Source organism: Aliarcobacter skirrowii CCUG 10374, from assembly GCF_003544835.1.
GTDB classification, from domain to species: Bacteria; Campylobacterota; Campylobacteria; order Campylobacterales; family Arcobacteraceae; genus Aliarcobacter; species Aliarcobacter skirrowii.
In genome coordinates this window covers 1579938-1599383 of record NZ_CP032099.1, presented here as the reverse complement: position 1 = coordinate 1599383, position 19446 = coordinate 1579938, and the positions used below count along the sequence as shown (strand labels likewise).

General features: G+C 27.7%; 18 protein-coding genes. 14 read left to right on the top strand and 4 right to left on the bottom strand.

Features of this window, described 5'->3' with window-relative positions:
* Nucleotides 1-6: 6 nt before the first annotated feature.
* The 11 genes from fliE to ASKIR_RS08305 are packed head-to-tail and all read left to right on the top strand — an operon-like array spanning nt 7 to nt 13022.
* Nucleotides 7-330 (top strand): flagellar hook-basal body complex protein FliE, encoded by a 324-nt coding sequence (fliE, locus tag ASKIR_RS08355; RefSeq protein ID WP_066160485.1) that lies wholly within the window; start codon nt 7-9, stop codon nt 328-330.
* A 15-nt stretch (nt 331-345) separates the two neighbouring features.
* Nucleotides 346-813 carry a flagellar basal body rod protein FlgC gene (gene flgC / locus ASKIR_RS08350; protein WP_066160488.1) on the top strand — a complete coding sequence of 156 codons (468 nt, stop codon included), beginning with the start codon at nt 346-348 and terminating at the stop codon, nt 811-813.
* 7 nt (nt 814-820) lie between these two features.
* Nucleotides 821-2821, top strand: coding sequence for a flagellar hook-length control protein FliK (locus tag ASKIR_RS08345; RefSeq protein WP_066350380.1), 2001 nt, complete (start codon nt 821-823; stop codon nt 2819-2821).
* A complete protein-coding gene (locus ASKIR_RS08340; RefSeq protein ID WP_066350382.1) occupies nt 2821-3570 on the top strand; it encodes a flagellar biosynthetic protein FliR in 750 nt (249 codons plus the stop codon). The genes ASKIR_RS08345 and ASKIR_RS08340 overlap by 1 nt, the downstream gene beginning before the upstream one ends.
* Nucleotides 3571-3578: 8 nt before the next feature.
* Entirely contained in the window at nt 3579-4625 is a 1047-nt protein-coding gene (gene flhB, locus ASKIR_RS08335; RefSeq protein ID WP_066350385.1) for a flagellar biosynthesis protein FlhB, read from the top strand.
* Nucleotides 4626-4628: 3 nt separating this feature from the next.
* The gene (locus ASKIR_RS08330) at nt 4629-6629 is read left to right on the top strand and encodes a tetratricopeptide repeat protein (RefSeq protein WP_066350386.1); all 2001 of its coding nucleotides are present in this window, start codon (nt 4629-4631) and stop codon (nt 6627-6629) included.
* Nucleotides 6626-7933, top strand: a complete 1308-nt coding sequence (gene fliI / locus ASKIR_RS08325; protein ID WP_066350387.1) for a flagellar protein export ATPase FliI — start codon at nt 6626-6628, stop codon at nt 7931-7933. Before ASKIR_RS08330 ends, fliI begins: the two co-directional genes overlap by 4 nt.
* Nucleotides 7930-9081 (top strand): flagellar hook-associated protein FlgL, encoded by a 1152-nt coding sequence (gene flgL / locus ASKIR_RS08320; RefSeq protein WP_115588151.1) that lies wholly within the window; start codon nt 7930-7932, stop codon nt 9079-9081. Before fliI ends, flgL begins: the two co-directional genes overlap by 4 nt.
* Nucleotides 9082-9101: 20 nt before the next feature.
* Nucleotides 9102-11213, top strand: coding sequence for a flagellar biosynthesis protein FlhA (gene flhA / locus ASKIR_RS08315; protein ID WP_066350391.1), 2112 nt, complete (start codon nt 9102-9104; stop codon nt 11211-11213).
* A 27-nt stretch (nt 11214-11240) separates the two neighbouring features.
* On the top strand, nt 11241-12428 hold the full coding sequence (locus ASKIR_RS08310; RefSeq protein WP_115588152.1) for an MFS transporter: 1188 nt from the start codon (nt 11241-11243) through the stop codon (nt 12426-12428).
* Nucleotides 12429-12458: 30 nt separating this feature from the next.
* Entirely contained in the window at nt 12459-13022 is a 564-nt protein-coding gene (locus ASKIR_RS08305) for a flavin reductase family protein (RefSeq protein WP_066350394.1), read from the top strand.
* Between the two features lie 28 nt (nt 13023-13050).
* On the opposite strand, the gene mnmA (ASKIR_RS08300) is transcribed toward ASKIR_RS08305, so the two are convergent.
* Genes mnmA (ASKIR_RS08300) through ASKIR_RS08285 form a run of 4 tightly spaced genes read right to left on the bottom strand, consistent with a single transcriptional unit; the run spans nt 13051 to nt 16743 of the window.
* Nucleotides 13051-14088, bottom strand: coding sequence for a tRNA 2-thiouridine(34) synthase MnmA (gene mnmA, locus ASKIR_RS08300; RefSeq protein ID WP_115588153.1), 1038 nt, complete (start codon nt 14086-14088; stop codon nt 13051-13053).
* Between the two features lie 11 nt (nt 14089-14099).
* Nucleotides 14100-15203: a tRNA 2-thiouridine(34) synthase MnmA gene (gene mnmA / locus ASKIR_RS08295; RefSeq protein ID WP_115588154.1), complete on the bottom strand. Its 1104-nt coding sequence runs from the start codon at nt 15201-15203 to the stop codon at nt 14100-14102.
* A 22-nt stretch (nt 15204-15225) separates the two neighbouring features.
* The gene (gene folK, locus ASKIR_RS08290) at nt 15226-15702 is read right to left on the bottom strand and encodes a 2-amino-4-hydroxy-6-hydroxymethyldihydropteridine diphosphokinase (RefSeq protein ID WP_066160522.1); all 477 of its coding nucleotides are present in this window, start codon (nt 15700-15702) and stop codon (nt 15226-15228) included.
* Nucleotides 15703-15720: 18 nt separating this feature from the next.
* On the bottom strand, nt 15721-16743 hold the full coding sequence (locus tag ASKIR_RS08285) for a M24 family metallopeptidase (RefSeq protein ID WP_115588155.1): 1023 nt from the start codon (nt 16741-16743) through the stop codon (nt 15721-15723).
* Nucleotides 16744-16816: 73 nt separating this feature from the next.
* On the opposite strand from ASKIR_RS08285, the gene aroQ reads away from it, so the two are divergent.
* From aroQ to sppA, 3 genes are read left to right on the top strand one after another with little or no spacing between them, the layout of a single operon-like run.
* On the top strand, nt 16817-17296 hold the full coding sequence (gene aroQ / locus ASKIR_RS08280; protein ID WP_066160530.1) for a type II 3-dehydroquinate dehydratase: 480 nt from the start codon (nt 16817-16819) through the stop codon (nt 17294-17296).
* Nucleotides 17297-17299: 3 nt separating this feature from the next.
* Nucleotides 17300-18529 carry an aminofutalosine deaminase family hydrolase gene (gene mqnF / locus ASKIR_RS08275; protein ID WP_115588156.1) on the top strand — a complete coding sequence of 410 codons (1230 nt, stop codon included), beginning with the start codon at nt 17300-17302 and terminating at the stop codon, nt 18527-18529.
* Nucleotides 18522-19406, top strand: a complete 885-nt coding sequence (gene sppA / locus ASKIR_RS08270) for a signal peptide peptidase SppA (protein WP_066350402.1) — start codon at nt 18522-18524, stop codon at nt 19404-19406. The genes mqnF and sppA overlap by 8 nt, the downstream gene beginning before the upstream one ends.
* Nucleotides 19407-19446 lie beyond the last annotated feature (40 nt).

The following is a 19446-nucleotide window of genomic DNA, read 5'->3' as shown; positions in this document are numbered from 1 at the left end:
TAGAATATGCAAATAGGTTCAGTAAATTTTTTAAATCCACTTGAACAAGTAACAGGAAATGCTGTAGATAGTGCAACAGCAACAAATCAAGTAGATAGTAACTATGCAAATAAATCTTTTAAAGATTTACTTCAAAATGCAGTAGATGATGTAAATAACACTCAAATACAAGGTTATAACTCAATGAAAGATATTGCGACTGGTAAGGTTCAAAATCTACAAGAGGCTGTTCAAAGAATTGAAGAGGCTGAACTTAGTTTGAAATTAGGATTAGAGGTAAAAAATAAAGCTTTAAATGCATATAAAGAGATTATGAGAATGCAAGTTTAGGTTTAGGAGGATTATATGGGATTTTTTGATGGATATAATGTAGCAACTTCTGGAATGAGTGCTCAAAGAACAAGAATCAATGTAACAAGTGCAAATATTGCAAATGCAAAAACTACTCATACAGCTGAAGGTGGACCATATAAAAAGCAAGTTGTACTTTTTGAAGATGTACTTTTAGCAAATAAAAATAAAAAAACAAACTCAAATGATATTGAAGTTACAAACTCTACAAATTCGGAGTTAAGTCTTAGAGCAGTAGGAGTTAAAAAGATTATAAAATCAGATGCTCCTCCAGTTTTAAGATATGATCCAACACATCCAGATGCGAACGAAAAAGGTTATGTTGCATATCCTGATATTAATCCTGTTGTTGAGATGGTTGATTTAATTGAAGCAATGAGATCTTATGAAGCAAATGTTACAGCTTTTAATACTCATAGAGGAATTGATACAAAAACTTTAGATATATTAAATGGAAATTAGTAGTTAAATGACAACTTTAATAGATTTATCTTCTCAAACTAGTGAATCAAATGGTGATAATAAAGCATCTAGTAACTTAAAAAATGATTCTATAAAAACTTCACCAAGCTTATTTGATACACTTTTAAACAGTGTTAAAAATAATCAAGAGCTAGAAAATAGTGAAAATAAAAATCTTGAACTTAAAAATAAAAACACAAAAGAGAGTATAGTAACTGAGCAAAATATCGAAAACAAAGCAGATATTTTATTGAATGAAGATATTTCAAATAGTGTTGAAAATAGTATAAAAATAGATTTAGATGATGATAAAACAACTAATTTTGAAAAAGTAGAAAAAGAGGATAAAGAACTAGCTTTAGATATTAAAAAAGATAATAAATCTTCAAAAGATAGTAATAATTTTGTTAATAAAAATAGCTTATTAGATAGGATGATTTTAGAAGTAAAAAATAGTGATAATTCTCAAAAAAGAGATTTAAATATAAAATTAGAAAATATCTCTAATAATTTTGAAAATAGTATAAAAAGTGATACAAAAAAATCTCAAATAGATATTTTAAAAATAGATAAGCAAGAAGAACAAATTTTTTCTAAAGAGCTAAGTTTAGATAATACAAAAGAGTTAAAAATTCTAGAGGATGGTATAGATAATTTTGAAGATAGTTTAAATATATCTAAAGAGATTAATAAAGAAGATAGTGTATCAACTAAAATAGATAATCAAAAAATTGATAAGCTTGTTATTGAAAATAGTAAAGATGAGGTAATAAAAAACAGTACAGAAATTTTTATAGAAGATACTATAAATAAAGAGAATTTAAAAGTAGAAGAGATATCAACAGATTTAAAAGAGAATGAAAAGAGTTCTCTAATGGATAAATTAATAGAAAAAAATAGTTTAGTAGCAGAAACAAATAAAACAAATAGTGTTATTTTAGTTGAAAATAAAATAGAAAATAAAATAGAAAAAAATATAACTCAAGAAGTAAATGTAAATGGTTTAAAATCTTTAGAAAATAAACAAAGTGATTCTATTTTAGCATCTTTGCCTCAAAAAGGTTTAGAAGAGCTTAAAAAAACTAGGTTAATGGATACTTTAATATCTCAAAATAGTAATCAAAATAGCGATAAAAACTTGGAAAATTCAAATAAACTTACAGATATTGAAGTAGGTTCTGAAAAAATAACTAATAATAAATTTGTTAGTGAAGATATAAGTAGAGTTGAAAAGCAACTTTTATTTAATAAAAAAGAGGCAGTAAATATTTTAGAAAATGCTAAAAGTATTGAAGATATAAAACATAGCGCTCAAATTTTAGATTTAGAAGCAAGTGAGCTTGAAGTATCAAAAGAGATAACAAAAGATAGTTTAAAAAATTTAGAGCTTGAAGATAAAAAAAGCTTAGAGAGAAAAACTATTTTAAATACACTTTTAAATGAAAAAAATATAAGAAGTGTTGATGTTAGAAATCTAATAACAAACTCAATTGAGGCTTCAAATGCACTTTTAGAAAATAGTCTAAATATAGCAGATGATGTTACAATTGATGTAACAAACTCTTTAACAAATCAATTTTCAGCAAAAATTGTTGCAGCAAGACAACAGCTTGGTTCTATGATGTCTGATATTGCAAGACAGATGTATGAAAATTATAAACCACCTGTTACTGCTTTTAGAATAAATATTAATCCACAGGATATGGGGACAATCTCTGTTTTAATGAAGCATGATAGACTTAGTGGTTTAAATATTACTCTTAGTATTTCAAGTTTAACAACTTTAGAGCTGTTAATGGAAAATCAAAATATGTTAAGAAACTCTTTGGTAAAAACTTTTAGTGACTCTTCAAGTTTTAATTTAGATTTTAATCAAGGAGATAATAACTCATCTTCAAAAGAACAATCTTCAAATAAAAATAGACAAAATAGTAGTAAAGATACTCAATCTATATTAAAACTTAAAGAGGAAAATAGAGATCTTGAAGATAAAAATGATTATATGTAATGGAAGAATTTTTCTCTTTATTAAACTCTGCTGTAGTTTTTAAATTTTTATTACTTTTTGCAAGAGTTGCATCTTTTGTTGCTTTTATGCCAGTTTTTGGACATGCTGCTATTAGTGTAACAATAAGAGTAGCATTTGCATTCTATTTAGTAATTTTTCTATTTCCTTTTGTTGGTGAGTTTGAGTATATAGATGAGACAAATTTTATTCTAGCTCTTTTAACAGAGATTAGTTTAGGATTTATAGCTGCAATGCTATTTAATGTTATGTTTTCAGCTGTTAGAATTATTGGAGAGTTTGTAGGATATGCAACTGCACTTTCTATGGCTATGATGTTTGATCCAGCAACTGGCTCTCAAGAGGGTTTGGTTTCAAAACTTCTTTTTTGGATAGCATTAATGGTTTTTTTTCAAGCTGGACTTTACGAATCTACTCTTGTAATGTTAGCAAAAAGTTTTTCAATGGTTCATTTAGGGGCTTTTAATATTTTTAGTTTTAATGGAATAGAGATAGCTATTAGTGAAATCTCAAGAATGTTTGCTTTTGCATTTATTTTTGCTTTTCCACTATTTTTTATTGGATTTATTATGGATGTATATTATGGATATGGTACAAAATCAATGCCAGCATTTTCACCATTTATTATTACATTTCAGTTAAAATTTGCTTTAATATTTATATTTTTGATATTTGGTTTAGAAGTTTTAAATGAGGCATTTGTAAACTATTTTATTGATAAGTTTGAATAAGGATTTTTATGGCTGATGATGAAAAAACTGAAGAACCCACATCCAAAAAATTAGAAGATGCCAGAAATGAAGGTAATGTTGGTAAATCTATAGAGGTAGTTGGGGCTGCTGTATTAACTTTGGGCTCAATTTATCTAATTTTTTTTTCAGATCATCTCTTTTTTGAAATAAAAAATACAATGAAGTATATTTATGGATTTATGACTGAAGAGTTAACAAGCGCAACTTATTTTACAATTACCTATGCAGTATCAATGACTTTAATGAAAGCATTAATGCCTATTTTTTTATTTATCTTTGTAATAGCATTAGTAGGAAATTGGATGCAGTTTGGTTTCTTATCAACTCCTCTAAAATTTGATTTACAAAAGTTAGATCCAATTAAAGGTATGCAAAATGTTTTTAGTCTAAAAAAAGCATTAGAGGCATTAAAATTAACACTAAAATTAACAATAATTGTAATTGTAATGTTTGTTTTGTTTGCTTTAACATATGAAGATTTTTTAGGAATGATGGATAAAGAACTTAATGCTACCATAGATATAATTATTGAGTTATCAATTATATTTATCTTTACAATTCTTTTTATTATCATAATATTTGCTATAATAGATTTTTATTTTTCTAAGCACTATTATATAAAATCTTTAAGAATGAGTAAGCAAGAGATTAAAGATGAGTATAAGAATATGGAGGGAGATCCTCAAGTTAAAGGAAGAATACGAAGAATTCAGATGCAAATGGCTCAAAAAAGAATGATGAGTAGTGTTCCTGAGGCTGATGTTGTAATAACAAATCCAACACACTATGCTGTTGCATTAAAGTATGATAGTAGTAAAAATCAAGCTCCAATTGTTATTGCAAAAGGGATAGATTTTTTAGCTCTTAGAATAAAAGAGGTAGCAAAAGAGAATAGTATTACAATAGTTGAAAATCCAGCATTGGCAAGAGCTTTATATGATCAAATTGATTTGGATAGAGAGGTTCCAAATGAGTTTTATAAGGCTGTTGCAGAAATTTTCACATACATTTATGATTTAAAGAAGAGAAGGTAAAATTTGAGAGTTTTTTTTATTTTTCTATTGCTTATTAACTTTTTAGATGCAAATAGTAGAGATTTTTATTATAGTTTTATAGGTTCTCAAGGTAAACAAATACCAGAATCAACAAAAGAGCAAATTTTATCAACTCTTGATGGAATTGATGAAGCTAGAGAGCTTTATTATGAAGGAAAACCAAAAGAGGCTTTTGAAAAAATTGAAGAGATAAAAAATAGTAATAAAATATCTATTTTAAAAACAGATATTTTGCTTCTATATTCAGAGTTAGTTTTAAAGTTTCAATCAAAGAAGATATTAAATGATGCAACAAATGAGTTAGAAAAAGCTGTAAATGATGGAACTGTAAATCAAGAGAATCTACTTCAAGCATACTTGCTTTTAGTTGAATTAAAACTTTCAATAAACAAGATTGATGAAGCTAAGTATTATTCAAAAACTTTAGTAGATATATTTGATACTCAAAAAGCTAAAATAAGAGGTAAAATTTCTCAATCAAAAATATATAGATATCAGAAAAATTATCAAAATGCTGAAAAAGTTTTATATGAGGCTTTAAATTTAACAAGTGATAGAAATGAGGCTTCAAATATTGCAAATGAACTTTTTGACGTCTATTTGCTAGCTGGTAAAACAGAAGAAGCAAGAAGTGCCATGGAGCAAATTTTAAATCTAACACCATCTTTTTATTCAAATGATTTTATATTAGCAAATAAAAGAGCTGATATGCTTTTTAAGCTTGGAATGGATGATTTGGGTATAAAAATTTTAAAAGATATTATTCTCAATTCTAAAAATAGTGATATTTTGAATAAAACTAAATATAAGTTAGCAAATATTTATCTTAATTTATATAAAAGAGGCGATACAACATCTTTGAGTATTGCAAAAGCTTTATTAAAAAGTTTAGTAGATGGAAATAAGGAGGATCCTTTATATAAAGATTCAAAAATCTATTATGATGAGATAAAAATGAGAAAAAGAGAGATTGAGCCAACTGAAATTTCACATGAATATGTTCAAGATGAGACAATGCAACAAAAAGCTATATTGCAAGAGTTTTTAAACTATAGCGATGACAAAAAATATGAAGATATAGTAAGAGGTAAAGATATTTATAAAAAAATTCCAAAATCGATACAAAAAAGATTCGATATAAATAATCTTGAAAATATGATAGATATTGCTTATCTTGAGCTAATCAAAGATTATATTGCAAAAAAAGAGTGTGAGAAATTAAGAAACTTATTAAAAGATACAAAAAGAGATATATTTGTACAAATTTTAAATGATGAACTTTTGAAAAATGGTTTAATAGCTTGTATCCAAGAGAAACCTGATGAACAAACTTATGAACAGTTAAAAGATATTTTAAAAGAGACAAAAGATGAAAATATATATTTTGTTTTAGAGAATATTGCTTTTGGAATAGGGAAGATTGATGATGCTGTTTATTACTCTTCAAAAATCTCTAATAGTAAAAATATTGAGCTTTTAAAGGATGAATTCTTTACTAAATATCAGGTTTTAAAAGAGAAAAATGATTTTGTTCTTTTTGATAGATTTTTAAAAGACAATTTAAAAAATAATTCAGTTGTTGAAGCAAATTTAGAAAATCCTATGATTATAGATTTTTATTATGATTTATATATGTATTTAAAGAAGATAAAAGATGAAGAATCCGCTAATAAAACTCTTGAGGATTTAAATAATTTTCAAAATAGTTTTAAAGTTTTTGTATATTCACCAGTTGTAGAACTAGAGTTAGCAAAAATAGCAAAAGATAGTAAAAACTATGAACTTGCTGTAAAAAATCTCAAAGATGCCCTTTTACACACAAGAAATATAAAAAAAGAGGATGAAGTTAGAATTTATTATGAACTTGCAAATTTATATCAAGAGCTTAAAGATAATGAAAATAGATTTGAATTTTTACAAAAGTGTAAGGATATAAAATTAGATGATAATTTATATAAAACAATGTGTGAGAGTATGAATTGAATAATTTAGATGATATATTAAATCAAATCGATTCATCAAACTTAAATATTGCTTTTGGAAGAGTTACAAATATCTCTTCAATAACACTTAGTGCAACTGGGCTTGATGTTGCTGTTGGTGATATTGTAAGAATTGAATCAGAACAAAAACTTTATTCTGTTTTAGGAATGGTTACAGTGTTAAATGCTAGCTCATTTATTGTAGTTCCTTTTTCATTTGTTGATGGATTTAGAGTAAACGATAAGGTTTTTTTACAAAGAGATGGACTTAACATAAAGTGTGGTAATGGACTTTTAGGAAGAGTTGTAAATGCTTTGGGTGAACCTATTGATGATAAGGGAAAAATAAGAGATATTGATACAAGTTGCCCTATAAATAAAGAGAGTATATCTCCACTTGAGAGAGGAATTATAGATAAAAAATTTGCAACAGGCGTTAAAGCAATTGACTCAATGCTAACTTGTGGAAAAGGTCAAAAAGTTGGTATTTTTGCAGGTTCAGGAGTTGGAAAATCTACACTTATGGGGATGATTGTAAAAGGGTGTGAAGCTACAATTAAAGTAATAGCATTAATTGGTGAAAGGGGTAGAGAGATACCTGAATTTATTCACTATAATTTAGATAATGATTTAGAAAATACTGTTATTGTAACTGCAACTTCAGATGAGTCAGCTTTGATGAGAAAATATGGTGCATTTACAGCTATGGCAATTGCAGAATATTTTAGAGACAAAGGTCATGATGTTCTACTTATGATGGATAGTGTAACAAGATTTGCTATGGCTCAAAGAGAGATAGGACTTAGCACTGGAGAACCACCTGTAAGTCGTGGTTATCCACCATCTGTTTTTGCACTTTTACCACAACTTATGGAGAGAGCTGGAAATAGTAGTAAAGGCTCAATTACAGCTTTTTTTACTGTTTTAGTTGATGGAGATGATATGAATGATCCAATTGCAGATCAAAGTAGATCTATTTTAGATGGACATATTGTATTAACAAGAGATTTAACAGAGCAGGGATTTTATCCACCAATAAATATACTAAAATCAGCCTCTAGGGTTATAGACAAGGTAGTTACAAAAGATCATTATAATGATTTTTTAAAGTTAAAAAGAGTATTATCTCTTATAAAAGAGAACGAAGTTTTAATTAGAGTTGGTGCATATAAAAAAGGTGCTGATTTAGAACTTGACAACGCAATATCAAAAAGAGAAAAAGCAAGAGAGTTTCTTACTCAAGGAACTTTAGAAAAATACTCTTTTGATGAGATTGTCGAAAATTTAAAAAAGGTGTTATTATGATATCTGGTATAGATTCAACAACATATAGATTAGGAAATTTAGATAAATATCAAGCAAAATTAAATTTTCAAATGAGTGGAAAACAGCTTCAATATGGAAGTGATGACTCTGTTACTTTTGGAAGATTGGTTCATACTCAAGATCAAATAAGATTAAACGAGGGTATAGTTAATCAGTTAAATAGAGCAAAAGTTTTAAACGATAATTCAGATAGTACTATAAATGAAATCAAAAAAATAATGGATAAAATAAATGCGGAGCTTATTAAAGCAAATACTTCAACAACAGGAGTTGAAGGATTAGAAGCAATTGCTCAACAATTAGTTGGTTATAAACAAAGCTTAATGGATTTAGGAAATACTCAAACAGAGGGTCAATATCTATTTGCTGGAAGTGATGCTTCTGTTAAACCTTTCTCAATGGATACAAATGGAAAAGTAACATACCATGGAGATTCACAATTGAGAAAAATGGCAGTAGATGATGGTTCGTATCATCAAAGAGGAGTTAATGGTATTGATATTTTAACTTTTGTTGCTAATACAGCTTATGCAAATGGAACATTAACATTTAAAGATGGCGATAAAATTGTTGATCAAGATGGAAATGAGTGGGTTTTAGATACAGCAACAAATCAAATTGAAAAGACTAGATGGGATGGTTCAAAAGAGGTTTTAACAGCAGTTCCACCAGTTCCACCAGCTTCTGAATATAGTGTAGATTTAACAGCTTTAGGTGATGGTATTAGATTTGATGCAAGAAGAAGCACTTTTGATATGTTAGATGATGCTATTAAAAGTTTAAGAGGATTAGATGATTTAGGAAATCCAGCATTTCCAGCTGATGAAGCTGCTAACTATGCTTTTAGAAGAGAGGGAATCTCTCAAGCAGTTGATGATATAAAAAAAGTGATTGATTCAGCAGTTATAGCACATGCAGATTTGGGTGGTAGAAATAAAACTTTTGAAACTGCTTTGGATAGGTTAAGTTCAAAAATTGTTCAACTTAATATTGTAGATACGGAACTTGGTAGTTCAAATTTAACAGATGTTGCTATGCAACTAAAGTCTTTAGAAATTTCATATACAGCTATGTATTCAACGGTAAATAAAACATTTGAATTATCTTTAGTTAATTTTATGAGATAAGTTAGCTAATTTAGTGATATATGAAATTTAGTCTTAAAAATTTATTCTCTAGGGATTTAATTGCAGTAGCATTGTTTTTATCAATGCTTGCAATTATAATTGTACCTTTAAGTCAAACTGCTATTGACTTTTTTATATCACTATCTTTAGCTTTGTCATTTCTTATACTTTTAATATCTTTATATATTCAAAAACCAGCTGATTTAACAACTTTTCCAACACTTTTATTAATACTTGTTATTTTCAGACTTGCACTTAGTATTGCAACAACAAGATCAATTTTAAGTGAAGGTCATAATGGTCCTGAAGCCGTTAGTACAATAATTAGTGCATTTGGTGAGTTTGTTGTTGGTGGAAATATGGTTATTGGAATTGTAATATTTATAATATTAGTTTTAATAAACTTTATGGTTGTAACAAAAGGAGCAACAAGGGTTGCTGAGGTTACTGCTAGATTTACACTTGATTCAATGCCTGGTAAGCAAATGGCTATTGATGCTGATTTAAATGCTGGATTTATTGATGATAAAGAGGCTCAAATTAGAAGAAAAGCACTTATAACAGAAGCAAACTTTTATGGGGCTATGGATGGATCTTCTAAGTTTGTAAAAGGTGATGCTATTGCTGGTATTATAATTACAATTGTAAATATTATTGGTGGTCTTTTAATTGGAATTTTCCAACATGGTTTAAGTGCAGGAGATGCTGCAAATATTTATACAATTTTAACAATTGGTGATGGTCTTGTAAGCCAAATTCCAGCACTTTTAACATCAACTGCAACTGCTATTATAATAACAAGATCAAATACAGATGAAGAGAGATTTGCAACAAGAGCTGTAAACCAATTAATGAAAGATACAAAATCTCTAATTTTAGTTGGTATTGGGCTTATTCTTTTCTCATTAGTTCCAGGTTTTCCTACAGGTATTTTATCTTTTATGGGAATTTTATTAATAGCTTTAGGTTATACAATTATAATGATTGATAGAGGTGATGATAATATTGTAACCAGAATGTTTAAAGCTCCAGTTGCTAAAAAAATTGAACAACCAGCTGAGCTTAAAGAGCAGAAAAGAAAAGAGGCTGCTATTGATGAGAGTCAAAGTATTGAAACAGTTATGAAGCTTGAAGTTTTAGAGTTGAAGCTTGGAATTAGACTTCTACAACTTGTTCAAGGAAACTCTGAGCTTCTTGATAAGATAAAAGCAATTAGAAAAAATATTGCTAGTGAGCTTGGATTTATAATTCCTCAAATAAGAATCTCAGATGATACAAATCTTGGAGCAAATGAGTATCAGTTTTATCTAAAAAGAATACCAATTGTAAAAGGAAGAATTGAAGTTGATAAACTTTTAGCAATGGGTGGATTAGCAAATGAGAAGTTAGATGGTATAAAAGTTAAAGAGCCTGTATTTAATTTAGATGCAATTTGGATAGCAAAAGAGTTAAAAGAAGAGGCTTTAATGAAAGGCTTTACAGTTGTTGATGCTCCAACAATTATTTCAACTCATATATCTGAAATTATTAGAAAACATGCTGAAGATATTATAACTAGACAAGATATTGTTGATATTATTGATAGATTGAAAAAAGATTTCCCAATTGTTGTAGAAGAGGCTATGAAAGTTGCATCTTATGGAAGTTTATTAAAAGTTTGTAAAGATTTACTTCATGAAAAAATACCAATTATTGATATGCTAACAATCATTGAAGCAATTGCAGATATTGCTGAGTTTACAAAAGCACCAGAGATTCTACTAGAACATGTTAGAGCAAAACTATATAGACTTATTACTCAAAAATATAAAGATAGTGATGGAGTTTTACATATAGTTACAATTAAACCAGAACTTGAACAACACTTTATTAGTAAACTTCAAGATAATCATGGAGCTAGTCAATTAATGCTTAGTATCGCTGAGATAAATAACTTAGTTACAAAAACAAAACAGCTTCTTGATAGTGTTGAGAAAAAAGGTTTCTCAAAAATAGCTATGGTTGTTGATCCAGTTTTAAGAAAAAGAGTCTCAGAAATATATGAGAAATTTGGGATGGTAATTCCAGTTTTATCTCATGCAGAGCTTGATTCTAAAGCAAATTTTGCTATTGAAGGAACTTTAGAGTTCTAATCTTTTTTATACTTTTTAAGGAATTCTTTGAAATACTATTTTACTTTTTTAAGAGATAATCCAATTATTAGAGGTTTATCTTTGGTTAATTTTATTGCATCATTTGGTGCATGGTTTTCAACAGTTGCAATATATACAATGGTTGTTGATTTTGGTTCAAGTGAACTTGCAATTGCTATTGTTACAGCTATGCATTTTTTACCAGCAATTTTAATAGCTCCTTTTAGTGGAGCAATTATTGATAGAGTAAGAATTAAACCTTTAATGGTTACCTTACTTTTTATAGAACTTTGTATGACAGCTTGTTTTTTATTGATTTCAAATGCTAGTGATTTGTGGTTACTTTTAATATTTATATTTATAAGAATGAGTGCAGCTTCAATGTTTTTTTCAAGTGAAATGTCACTTTTAGCAAAATTGGCAAGTGGAAAAGAGCTTCAAACTGCAAATGAGATTCAATCAATTATTTGGTCTTTTACATATGCAGTTGGAATGGCTGCTAGTGGATTTATTGTAAATTTATATGGAGTTAAAACAGCTATTTTAATTGATGTTATCATTTTTATATTAGCATTTATAGTTTTTTTACCAATTAAAATAAATTTAGAGTATAAAAAAATTGAAGAGAAAATTTTAGAGTTAATGCTTGATGGTTTAAGATATATCAAAAAAAACAAAATTATTTTACATCTTATTTTTCTTCATGCAAGTGTTGGATTAACATCTTATGATGCATTAATTACAATATTGGCAAAAAATGAGTACAAAGAGTTAATTGCAGTTCCTTTGGCAATTGGTTTATCAAATAGTGTAAGAGCAGTTGCTCTTATGATTGGACCACTATTTTTAAATAAGATTATAAATAAATCAAATCTTCAATATCTACTTGCATTTCAAGGTATTACAATCATAGTTTGGGCTTTTGCACAAAGTGATTTTTATCTATCGCTTATAGCACTATTTTTTGTAGGATTTAGTACGGCATTTTTATGGTCATACACTTATGCTCTTTTACAAAATTATTGTGATAAAAAATATATAGGAAGAGTTATTTCATACAATGATATGTTTTTTATGTTTGCAAATGTTTTAACAACTTTGTTTATAGGTTCTATGGCACATATTACAACAACTACGGTGATTACAGTCTGTTTAGGATTTGCATTTATATTTTTTGCTTTCTACTATACTAAGATAAAAGCATTAATATCCTAAAATGTAAACAAAAATTTCAAAAGGGTTATTATGATACTTGATTATAAAAATGTAAATGATTTAGATAGATATAAAATTATGTCTGGAAGTATAGTTCCAAGACCAATTGCATGGATTGTTACAGAAGATGATGGAGTTTTAAATGCAGCACCTTTTTCATATTTTATTCCAATCTCTACAAATCCAGCACTTGTAATTGTGGCAATTGGAAAAAAAGATGATGGAAGTTTAAAAGATAGCTTAGCAAATATTCTTAAAACAAAAAAAGCAACTATTTGTTTTCCAAATAAAGATAATGTAGAACTTGTTCAAAAGTGTGCAACACCACTTTCTAAAAGTGAGAGTGAAATAGAGAAGTTTCAAATTGATGTTAAAAAAGAGTTAGAAGATTATCCACCAATGATAAGTTCAACTCAAACAGCACTTTTTTGTAGCTATTATGATACATATAAAGTAGATGGGGATACAACACCTGTTATTTTAAAAATAGATTATCAATTTATTGAAGATAGTAGAATCAATGAGAGAAATCACACAAAAATAGATAGTATTGGAAGATCTGGAATTACTTTTAAAGCTATGGTAGATCTATAATTTTGCTAAGCTTTATGCTTAGCAAAAACTATTTTGCACTTTTTATAAAAGCACTTCCTAAAACTCTATTTCCATCATAAAAAACAGCCAGTTGTCCACTAGCAACTCCAAAAGCTGGTTCTTTTAATTTTATAATTGCTTTATCATTAATAATCTCAACATCACATAAAATTGTATTACTTCTATATCTTAGTTTTACACCACATGAGAATTTTTTATCATCAATATAGATATTAAGCTCTTCTCCAACAACTTCATTAACTTCTAAAGCTGGTTTTTTACCAACAACAATTGTGTTATTGTTTGGATTTAATTTTAAAACAAAATGAGGCTCTTGAGCACCTTTTACACTAAATCCTTTTCTTTTTCCAATTGTATAGTGAGCATAACCTTTATGCTTTCCTACTACATTTCCATTTTCATCTAAAACATCACCTTCAATATCTATATTTGCATGTTTTTTTATAATATCAGTATAAACTGTCTCAACAAAACAGATCTCTTGTGATTCACTTTTTTCTGTTATTTTTTTGTAAGAAATATCAAGATTTGATCCAAGTTTTATAATATCCTCTTTTTTTAAATTACTTAAGGGAAACATCATAAAAGCAATAGAGTCTTTAGGAACTTGAGATAAAAAATAGCTTTGATCTTTTGATAAATCATCTGCAAGATAGAAAAATTTACCATCAGTTTTTACATAGTGACCAGTTGCAAGAAATGAAGCTCCTTGCTCTTTTGCAAAATCAAGCATTGCACCAAATTTTATATTTTTATTACATTTTACACATGGATTTGGAGTATTTCCATCTATGTAAGAGTTTACAAAATAGTCATAAACATCTTTTTCAAATTTTTTGGATAAATCTAAAATATGATATTTTATACCTAAAAATTTTGCAACCCCATCAATATAACTTAAATTTGATTCGTGGTAACCATCAGTTCTATCATGAAGTTTTAGATAAACTCCTTCAACTTCATATCCATCTTTTTGTAAGATATAAGCTGTAACTGATGAGTCAATTCCTCCACTCATTCCAACCATTATTTTTTGTTTACTCATCTTTTACCTTTTTATTTGTAAAAGCTTATAAAGCCACCACCAAGACAATAATCACCTGAGTATAAAACAAGACTTTGCCCTAATGTTACAGCTCTTTGCGGATTATCAAACTCTACTACTACTTTTTCATCACTTGCCTCAACAACCGTACAAGCTTGCTTTTGTTGTCTATATCTAACTTGTGCCATTAACTTATCTCCAACTTTAGGTGCAACTTCTAGTACCCAGTGCATCTGTTTTGCTTCAACAGTTTTACTCATTAAAAGTGGATGATTTGTATCTTGAACAACAGTTATTGTGTTATTTACTATATCTTTAGAAGCTACAAACCAAGGTTTATGCGTATTGTTTTCGTCTTCGTTTTCTTTGATTCCACCAAGACCTATACCTTTTCTTTGACCCAATGTATAACAAACTAAACCTTTGTGTTTTCCTAAAACTTTTCCATTTTCATCAATAATATCACCTGGAATTGCTTGTAAGTGTTGAGTAATAAACTCATCAAATTTTTGATTACCAATAAAACAAATTCCTGTGCTATCTTTTTTATCACTAACAGGAAGATTATGCTCTCTTGCTATCTCTCTAACCTCTTTTTTTGTCAAATCTCCAAGTGAAAACATAGCATGACTTAGCTGTTCACTTGATAGTGCATGTAAAAAATATGTTTGATCTTTTGAACTATCTTTTGGAGTATCTAGTACAAAATGATCTTTATATTTTGCAATTTTCGCATAATGCCCAGTTGCAATCATATCTGCACCCATTTTTTTTGCTTCATTTAAAAATACATTAAATTTTATCTCACGATTACATAAAATATCTGGATTTGGGGTAAGACCTTGTTTTAAACCATCTAGGAAAACATCAAAAACTCTATCTTTGTACTCTTTTACAAAATCCTTTCCTAATACTTCAATACCTATTAGTGCACCAACTTTTTTTGCATCTTCAAACTCTATACGATTAGGACACTGGCTACCTTTTATTCCATATTCCCAGTTTCGCATAAACAATCCAACAACATCATAACCTTGTTGTTTTAACAATAAGGCTGTAACAGATGAATCAACTCCACCTGACATTCCTACAACTACTCTTTTATTTTTATTCATTTTTTTACCTTTAAAAAGATTTTTATATATATTTTAAAGGAATAATCACAGACTCTCTATTTGCCCAATTTTTGTGAGGTATAATTAAATTCTTTGAGTTTATCTTTTTTTTATCAAAAAATATAATATCTATATCTAAGGTTCTAGGCGCATCTTGAAAGGATCGCTTTCTTCCAAATTTTTTTTCATATCTTTGCATAGCTTGTAAAAACTCAAATGCACAAAGATCTGTTTGAAGACGAATTATACCATTTAAAAAATCACTTTGTTCTAAAAAACCAAATGGAGGATTTTTTAAAAGAGGGGAAGTTTTAAGTAAAGTAAATCTTGAATCTTTTTTTAAACATAAGATTAATTTATCAAATATTTTTTTTGTATCTCCAATATTTCCCCCAACTCCAATAGTTACACTATATTTTTTGTTTGAACTAATATTAAAAATTTTTGGAAAATTTGGTGTATAAAAAAGTGTTAAATTAGGTGATAATTTTTTTTTCAAATTTCTCTCTTTTTCTATTTATAAAATTTCAGCTTTGCCATTTTTTATATAAACTGTATCCTCAATTCTTACACCAAACTCATTTGGAATATAAATTCCAGGTTCTACTGTAAATATCATATTATCTTCAATTATAAGCTCATTTTTGCTATTTATATTTGGAAACTCATGAATATCAAGTCCAACACCATGACCAGTGCTATGCACAAAATATTTTCCATAACCAGCTTGAGAGATAAAATCTCTAGCAATCTTATCAATTTCACAAGCTTTCATTCCAGCCCTTGCTTCATTTATAGATTTTTCTTGAGCTTTTAATACAATGTCATAAATTTTTTGATATTTTTTATTTTTAAAAGTTTGCTTTCTTTCAAAATTAAAGTTATCAAAATTTGCAACACTAGTACAAGTTCTATCAGAACAATATCTTTTATATTTAACTCCTGCATCAACTAAAATTAAATCATCTTTTTTTAATCTTTTGTTTGTAGGAAGTGCGTGAGGTTTTGCTGCATTTTCATTTATTGCAACAATTGGATTAAAAGAGGTTTCAAGTTCTCCTTTTTGACTCATAAATTTGTAAGCATTAAAATATAGCTCTTTTTCACTCTTTTTAAATCCACTATTTTTAATATATTTTGCAAACTCTTTAAAGCCATCTTTTCCTAAAGATGATGCTTTTTTAAGAAGTTTTATCTCATAATCACTCTTTATTAATCTTTTTGTTTTTGAAAAATTTATCTCTTCAATAAAATTTATATCTAAATCCTTTACAATGTTTTTGTACTCAAAAAAAGTAAAATCATTTGGATCAAAAGTTATAGATTTGATAAGATTTTTTTTCAAAATCTCTTTAACACTCTCAATTAGATTAGCACTTTCAATAACTTCACAATTTTTTGCATACTCTTTTGCTTCAATTGTATATCTAGCATCTGTAATAAAAAATTTCTCACTTCCTAAATTTAAAAAAATTACATTATCACAAGAAAAGTTAACTTCATAATATATCGCATTCTCATTTTTTAAAATAAAATTCACAAATATCCCTTATAGTAAGCTTTAACAAAAATTTAAATATAATCTTACCCAAAATTAATAAAAGGAAAATAATATGAAAATAGCAGTAATTCAAGGACCAAATATAAATATGTTAGGAATTAGAGAACAACATATTTATGGTGGAATGACAATGGATCAAATTCATGAGCAACTAAATAATGCTGCAAAACAAAATGGAGTTGAATTAGAGTTTTTTCAATCAAATTTAGAGGGTGAGATTGTAGATAGAATTCAAGAGTGTTTAGGGACTGTTGATGCAATTATGATTAATCCAGCTGCATATTCGCACACTTCAATTGCAATAAAAGATGCTTTAAGTGCTGTTAATCTTCCTGTTGTTGAAGTTCATATTTCAAATATATATAAAAGAGAAGAGTTTAGACAAAAATCTGTAACAGCAGGTGCAAGTACTGGAGTAATAACTGGATTTGGAGCTTTTGGTTACCACTTAGGAATGATATCTTTAGTTCAAATTGTAAATGAGATAAAAGCTGTAAATGAAGCAAGAGCACAACAACAAGAGCAAAAATAGTTTATGAAAATTTTAAAAGCAAAATATCTTTTAACATTTGATGAGAATTTTAAAGTTATAAAAGATGGTGCTGTTGTATTTGATGAGAAGATTTTAGAGGTAGCCACATATAGTTTTATAAAAAGAAAATATGCTCATCTTGAAGTTGTTGATTTAGGAGCAAACTCTGTATTAATGCCAGGGCTTATAAATTCACATCTTCATTTGGAGTTTAGTGCAAATAAAACTACACTTAAATATGGAAATTTTTATGATTGGTTAAACTCAGTTATAAAATATAGAGAGCCTTTAATAAACAAAGCAAAGACATCTTTAATTAAAAAAGAGTTAGATAATATTTTAAGAAGTGGAACAACAACTATTGGTGCAATCTCTTCATACTCTTTTGATTTGGAAGCTATTTTAAAAAGTCCAATAAATAAGATATTTTTTTGTGAAGTAATTGGATCAAAGCCAGATATGATAGATGCACTTTTTGCTGATTTTAAAGCACGATTTTATGAAGCACAAAAACACAATAGCAAAAATTTTAAAGCTGCAATTGCAATTCACTCACCATACTCAGTTCATCCATTTTTAACAAGAGAGGTTTTAAATCTAGCAAAGATTGATAATACAGTGGTTACTTCTCACTTTTTAGAGTCAATTGAAGAAAAAAAGTGGCTTAGAAAAGATAAAGGAAGCTTTTTAGAGTTTTTTACAAATTTTTTAAATCAATCAACAGCTACAAACAGACCAATGGAGTTTTTAAATCTATTTAATGGAGTAAGAAACTTATCTTTTACTCACTGTGTAGAGGCAAAAAAAGAGGAGCTTAGTAAAATAAGAGAGTTAAATGCATCTATAAATCACTGTGCTGTTTCAAATAGATTTTTAAATAATAGCAGACTAGATTTAGATAAATTAGAAGATATAAATTTAAGTATTGGAACAGATGGACTTAGTTCAAATAGCTCTTTAAGTATGTTTGATGAGTTAAGAGCACTATTACATATTCATTATGAAAAAAATATAGTTAAATTTTCAAAAATTTTATTAAAAGCTGCAACTGTTGGTGGAGCAAAAGCTTTAGGTTTTGAAAATAGCAAAGGTAGATTAGAAAATGGTTATGATGCAGATATTATAGGTTTTTCTCTTCCTTCAAATATAGAGGATATAGAAGATATTTATATGCACATAATTTTACACACAAAAGAGATAAATAGAGTTATTATAGGAGGAGAGTTTGTTTGATTTTATAAAAAAACTTTTTTCACCAGTTATTTGGTTTTTTGATTTTGTTACAAAATATTTTAAAACTATTGTTTTTTTAACAATTGTATATTTTCTATTTTTTAGCTCAAATGATGAAGAACTTATGAGCAACAATTTTGCAAACTTGCAAAAAATAGATTTAATAGGTGAGATAGTTGATCCTACAAAAGTGTTAGAAAATATTGAAAAAGCTAAAAATGATACAAATATAAAAGGTGTTTTACTGTTTGTAAATAGTCCAGGAGGTGCTGTTGCTCCATCTATTGAAATAGCATTGGCTATAAAAGAGTTGCAAGAGTTAAAACCAGTTGTTGTATATGCAAGTGGAACAATTGCAAGTGGAAGTTACTATGCATCTATTTGGGCCAATAAAATTATTGCAAATCCTGGAACAATTGTTGGTTCTATTGGAGTTATTATGCAAGGATTTGATGCAAGTGAACTTTTACAAAAAGTTGGAGTTCAAACTCAAACTGTAAAAGCTGGAAAATATAAAGAGAGTGGAACAATTACTAGAAGGTGGACTGATTTTGAGCAAAAAGAGCTTCAAAATTTAATAAATAGTACATATAATATGTTTGTTTTAGATGTTGCAACTGCTAGAAATTTGAATATTAAAAATCAACAAAATTTTGCAGATGCAAAAGTTTTTACAGCACAAATGGCAAAAGATGTTGGACTTGTAGATGAGGTTTCAAATATAACTTTTGCAAAAAATAGTTTAATAGAACTAAGCCAAGTTGAAAAAGCTGTTTGGAAAAAAGAGGATAAATTTGAGAAATTTATGGATAAGTTTTTAACAGAGACTATATCTAAAATTGTGATGAGTTTTTCAAGTAGTTTAAAAGCGATTTAATATATAAAATAAAAAAAGGTAAAGAGAAAAATCTTTACCT

Coding starts and splice junctions, on each gene's coding strand:
- fliE (WP_066160485.1), top strand. CDS start 7: ATGCAAATAGGTTCAGTAAATTTTTTAAATCCACTTGAACAAGTAACA.
- flgC (WP_066160488.1), top strand. CDS start 346: ATGGGATTTTTTGATGGATATAATGTAGCAACTTCTGGAATGAGTGCT.
- ASKIR_RS08345 (WP_066350380.1), top strand. CDS start 821: ATGACAACTTTAATAGATTTATCTTCTCAAACTAGTGAATCAAATGGT.
- ASKIR_RS08340 (WP_066350382.1), top strand. CDS start 2,821: ATGGAAGAATTTTTCTCTTTATTAAACTCTGCTGTAGTTTTTAAATTT.
- flhB (WP_066350385.1), top strand. CDS start 3,579: ATGGCTGATGATGAAAAAACTGAAGAACCCACATCCAAAAAATTAGAA.
- flgL (WP_115588151.1), top strand. CDS start 7,930: ATGATATCTGGTATAGATTCAACAACATATAGATTAGGAAATTTAGAT.
- flhA (WP_066350391.1), top strand. CDS start 9,102: ATGAAATTTAGTCTTAAAAATTTATTCTCTAGGGATTTAATTGCAGTA.
- ASKIR_RS08305 (WP_066350394.1), top strand. CDS start 12,459: ATGATACTTGATTATAAAAATGTAAATGATTTAGATAGATATAAAATT.
- mnmA (WP_115588153.1), bottom strand. CDS start 14,088: ATGAGTAAACAAAAAATAATGGTTGGAATGAGTGGAGGAATTGACTCA.
- mnmA (WP_115588154.1), bottom strand. CDS start 15,203: ATGAATAAAAATAAAAGAGTAGTTGTAGGAATGTCAGGTGGAGTTGAT.
- aroQ (WP_066160530.1), top strand. CDS start 16,817: ATGAAAATAGCAGTAATTCAAGGACCAAATATAAATATGTTAGGAATT.
- mqnF (WP_115588156.1), top strand. CDS start 17,300: ATGAAAATTTTAAAAGCAAAATATCTTTTAACATTTGATGAGAATTTT.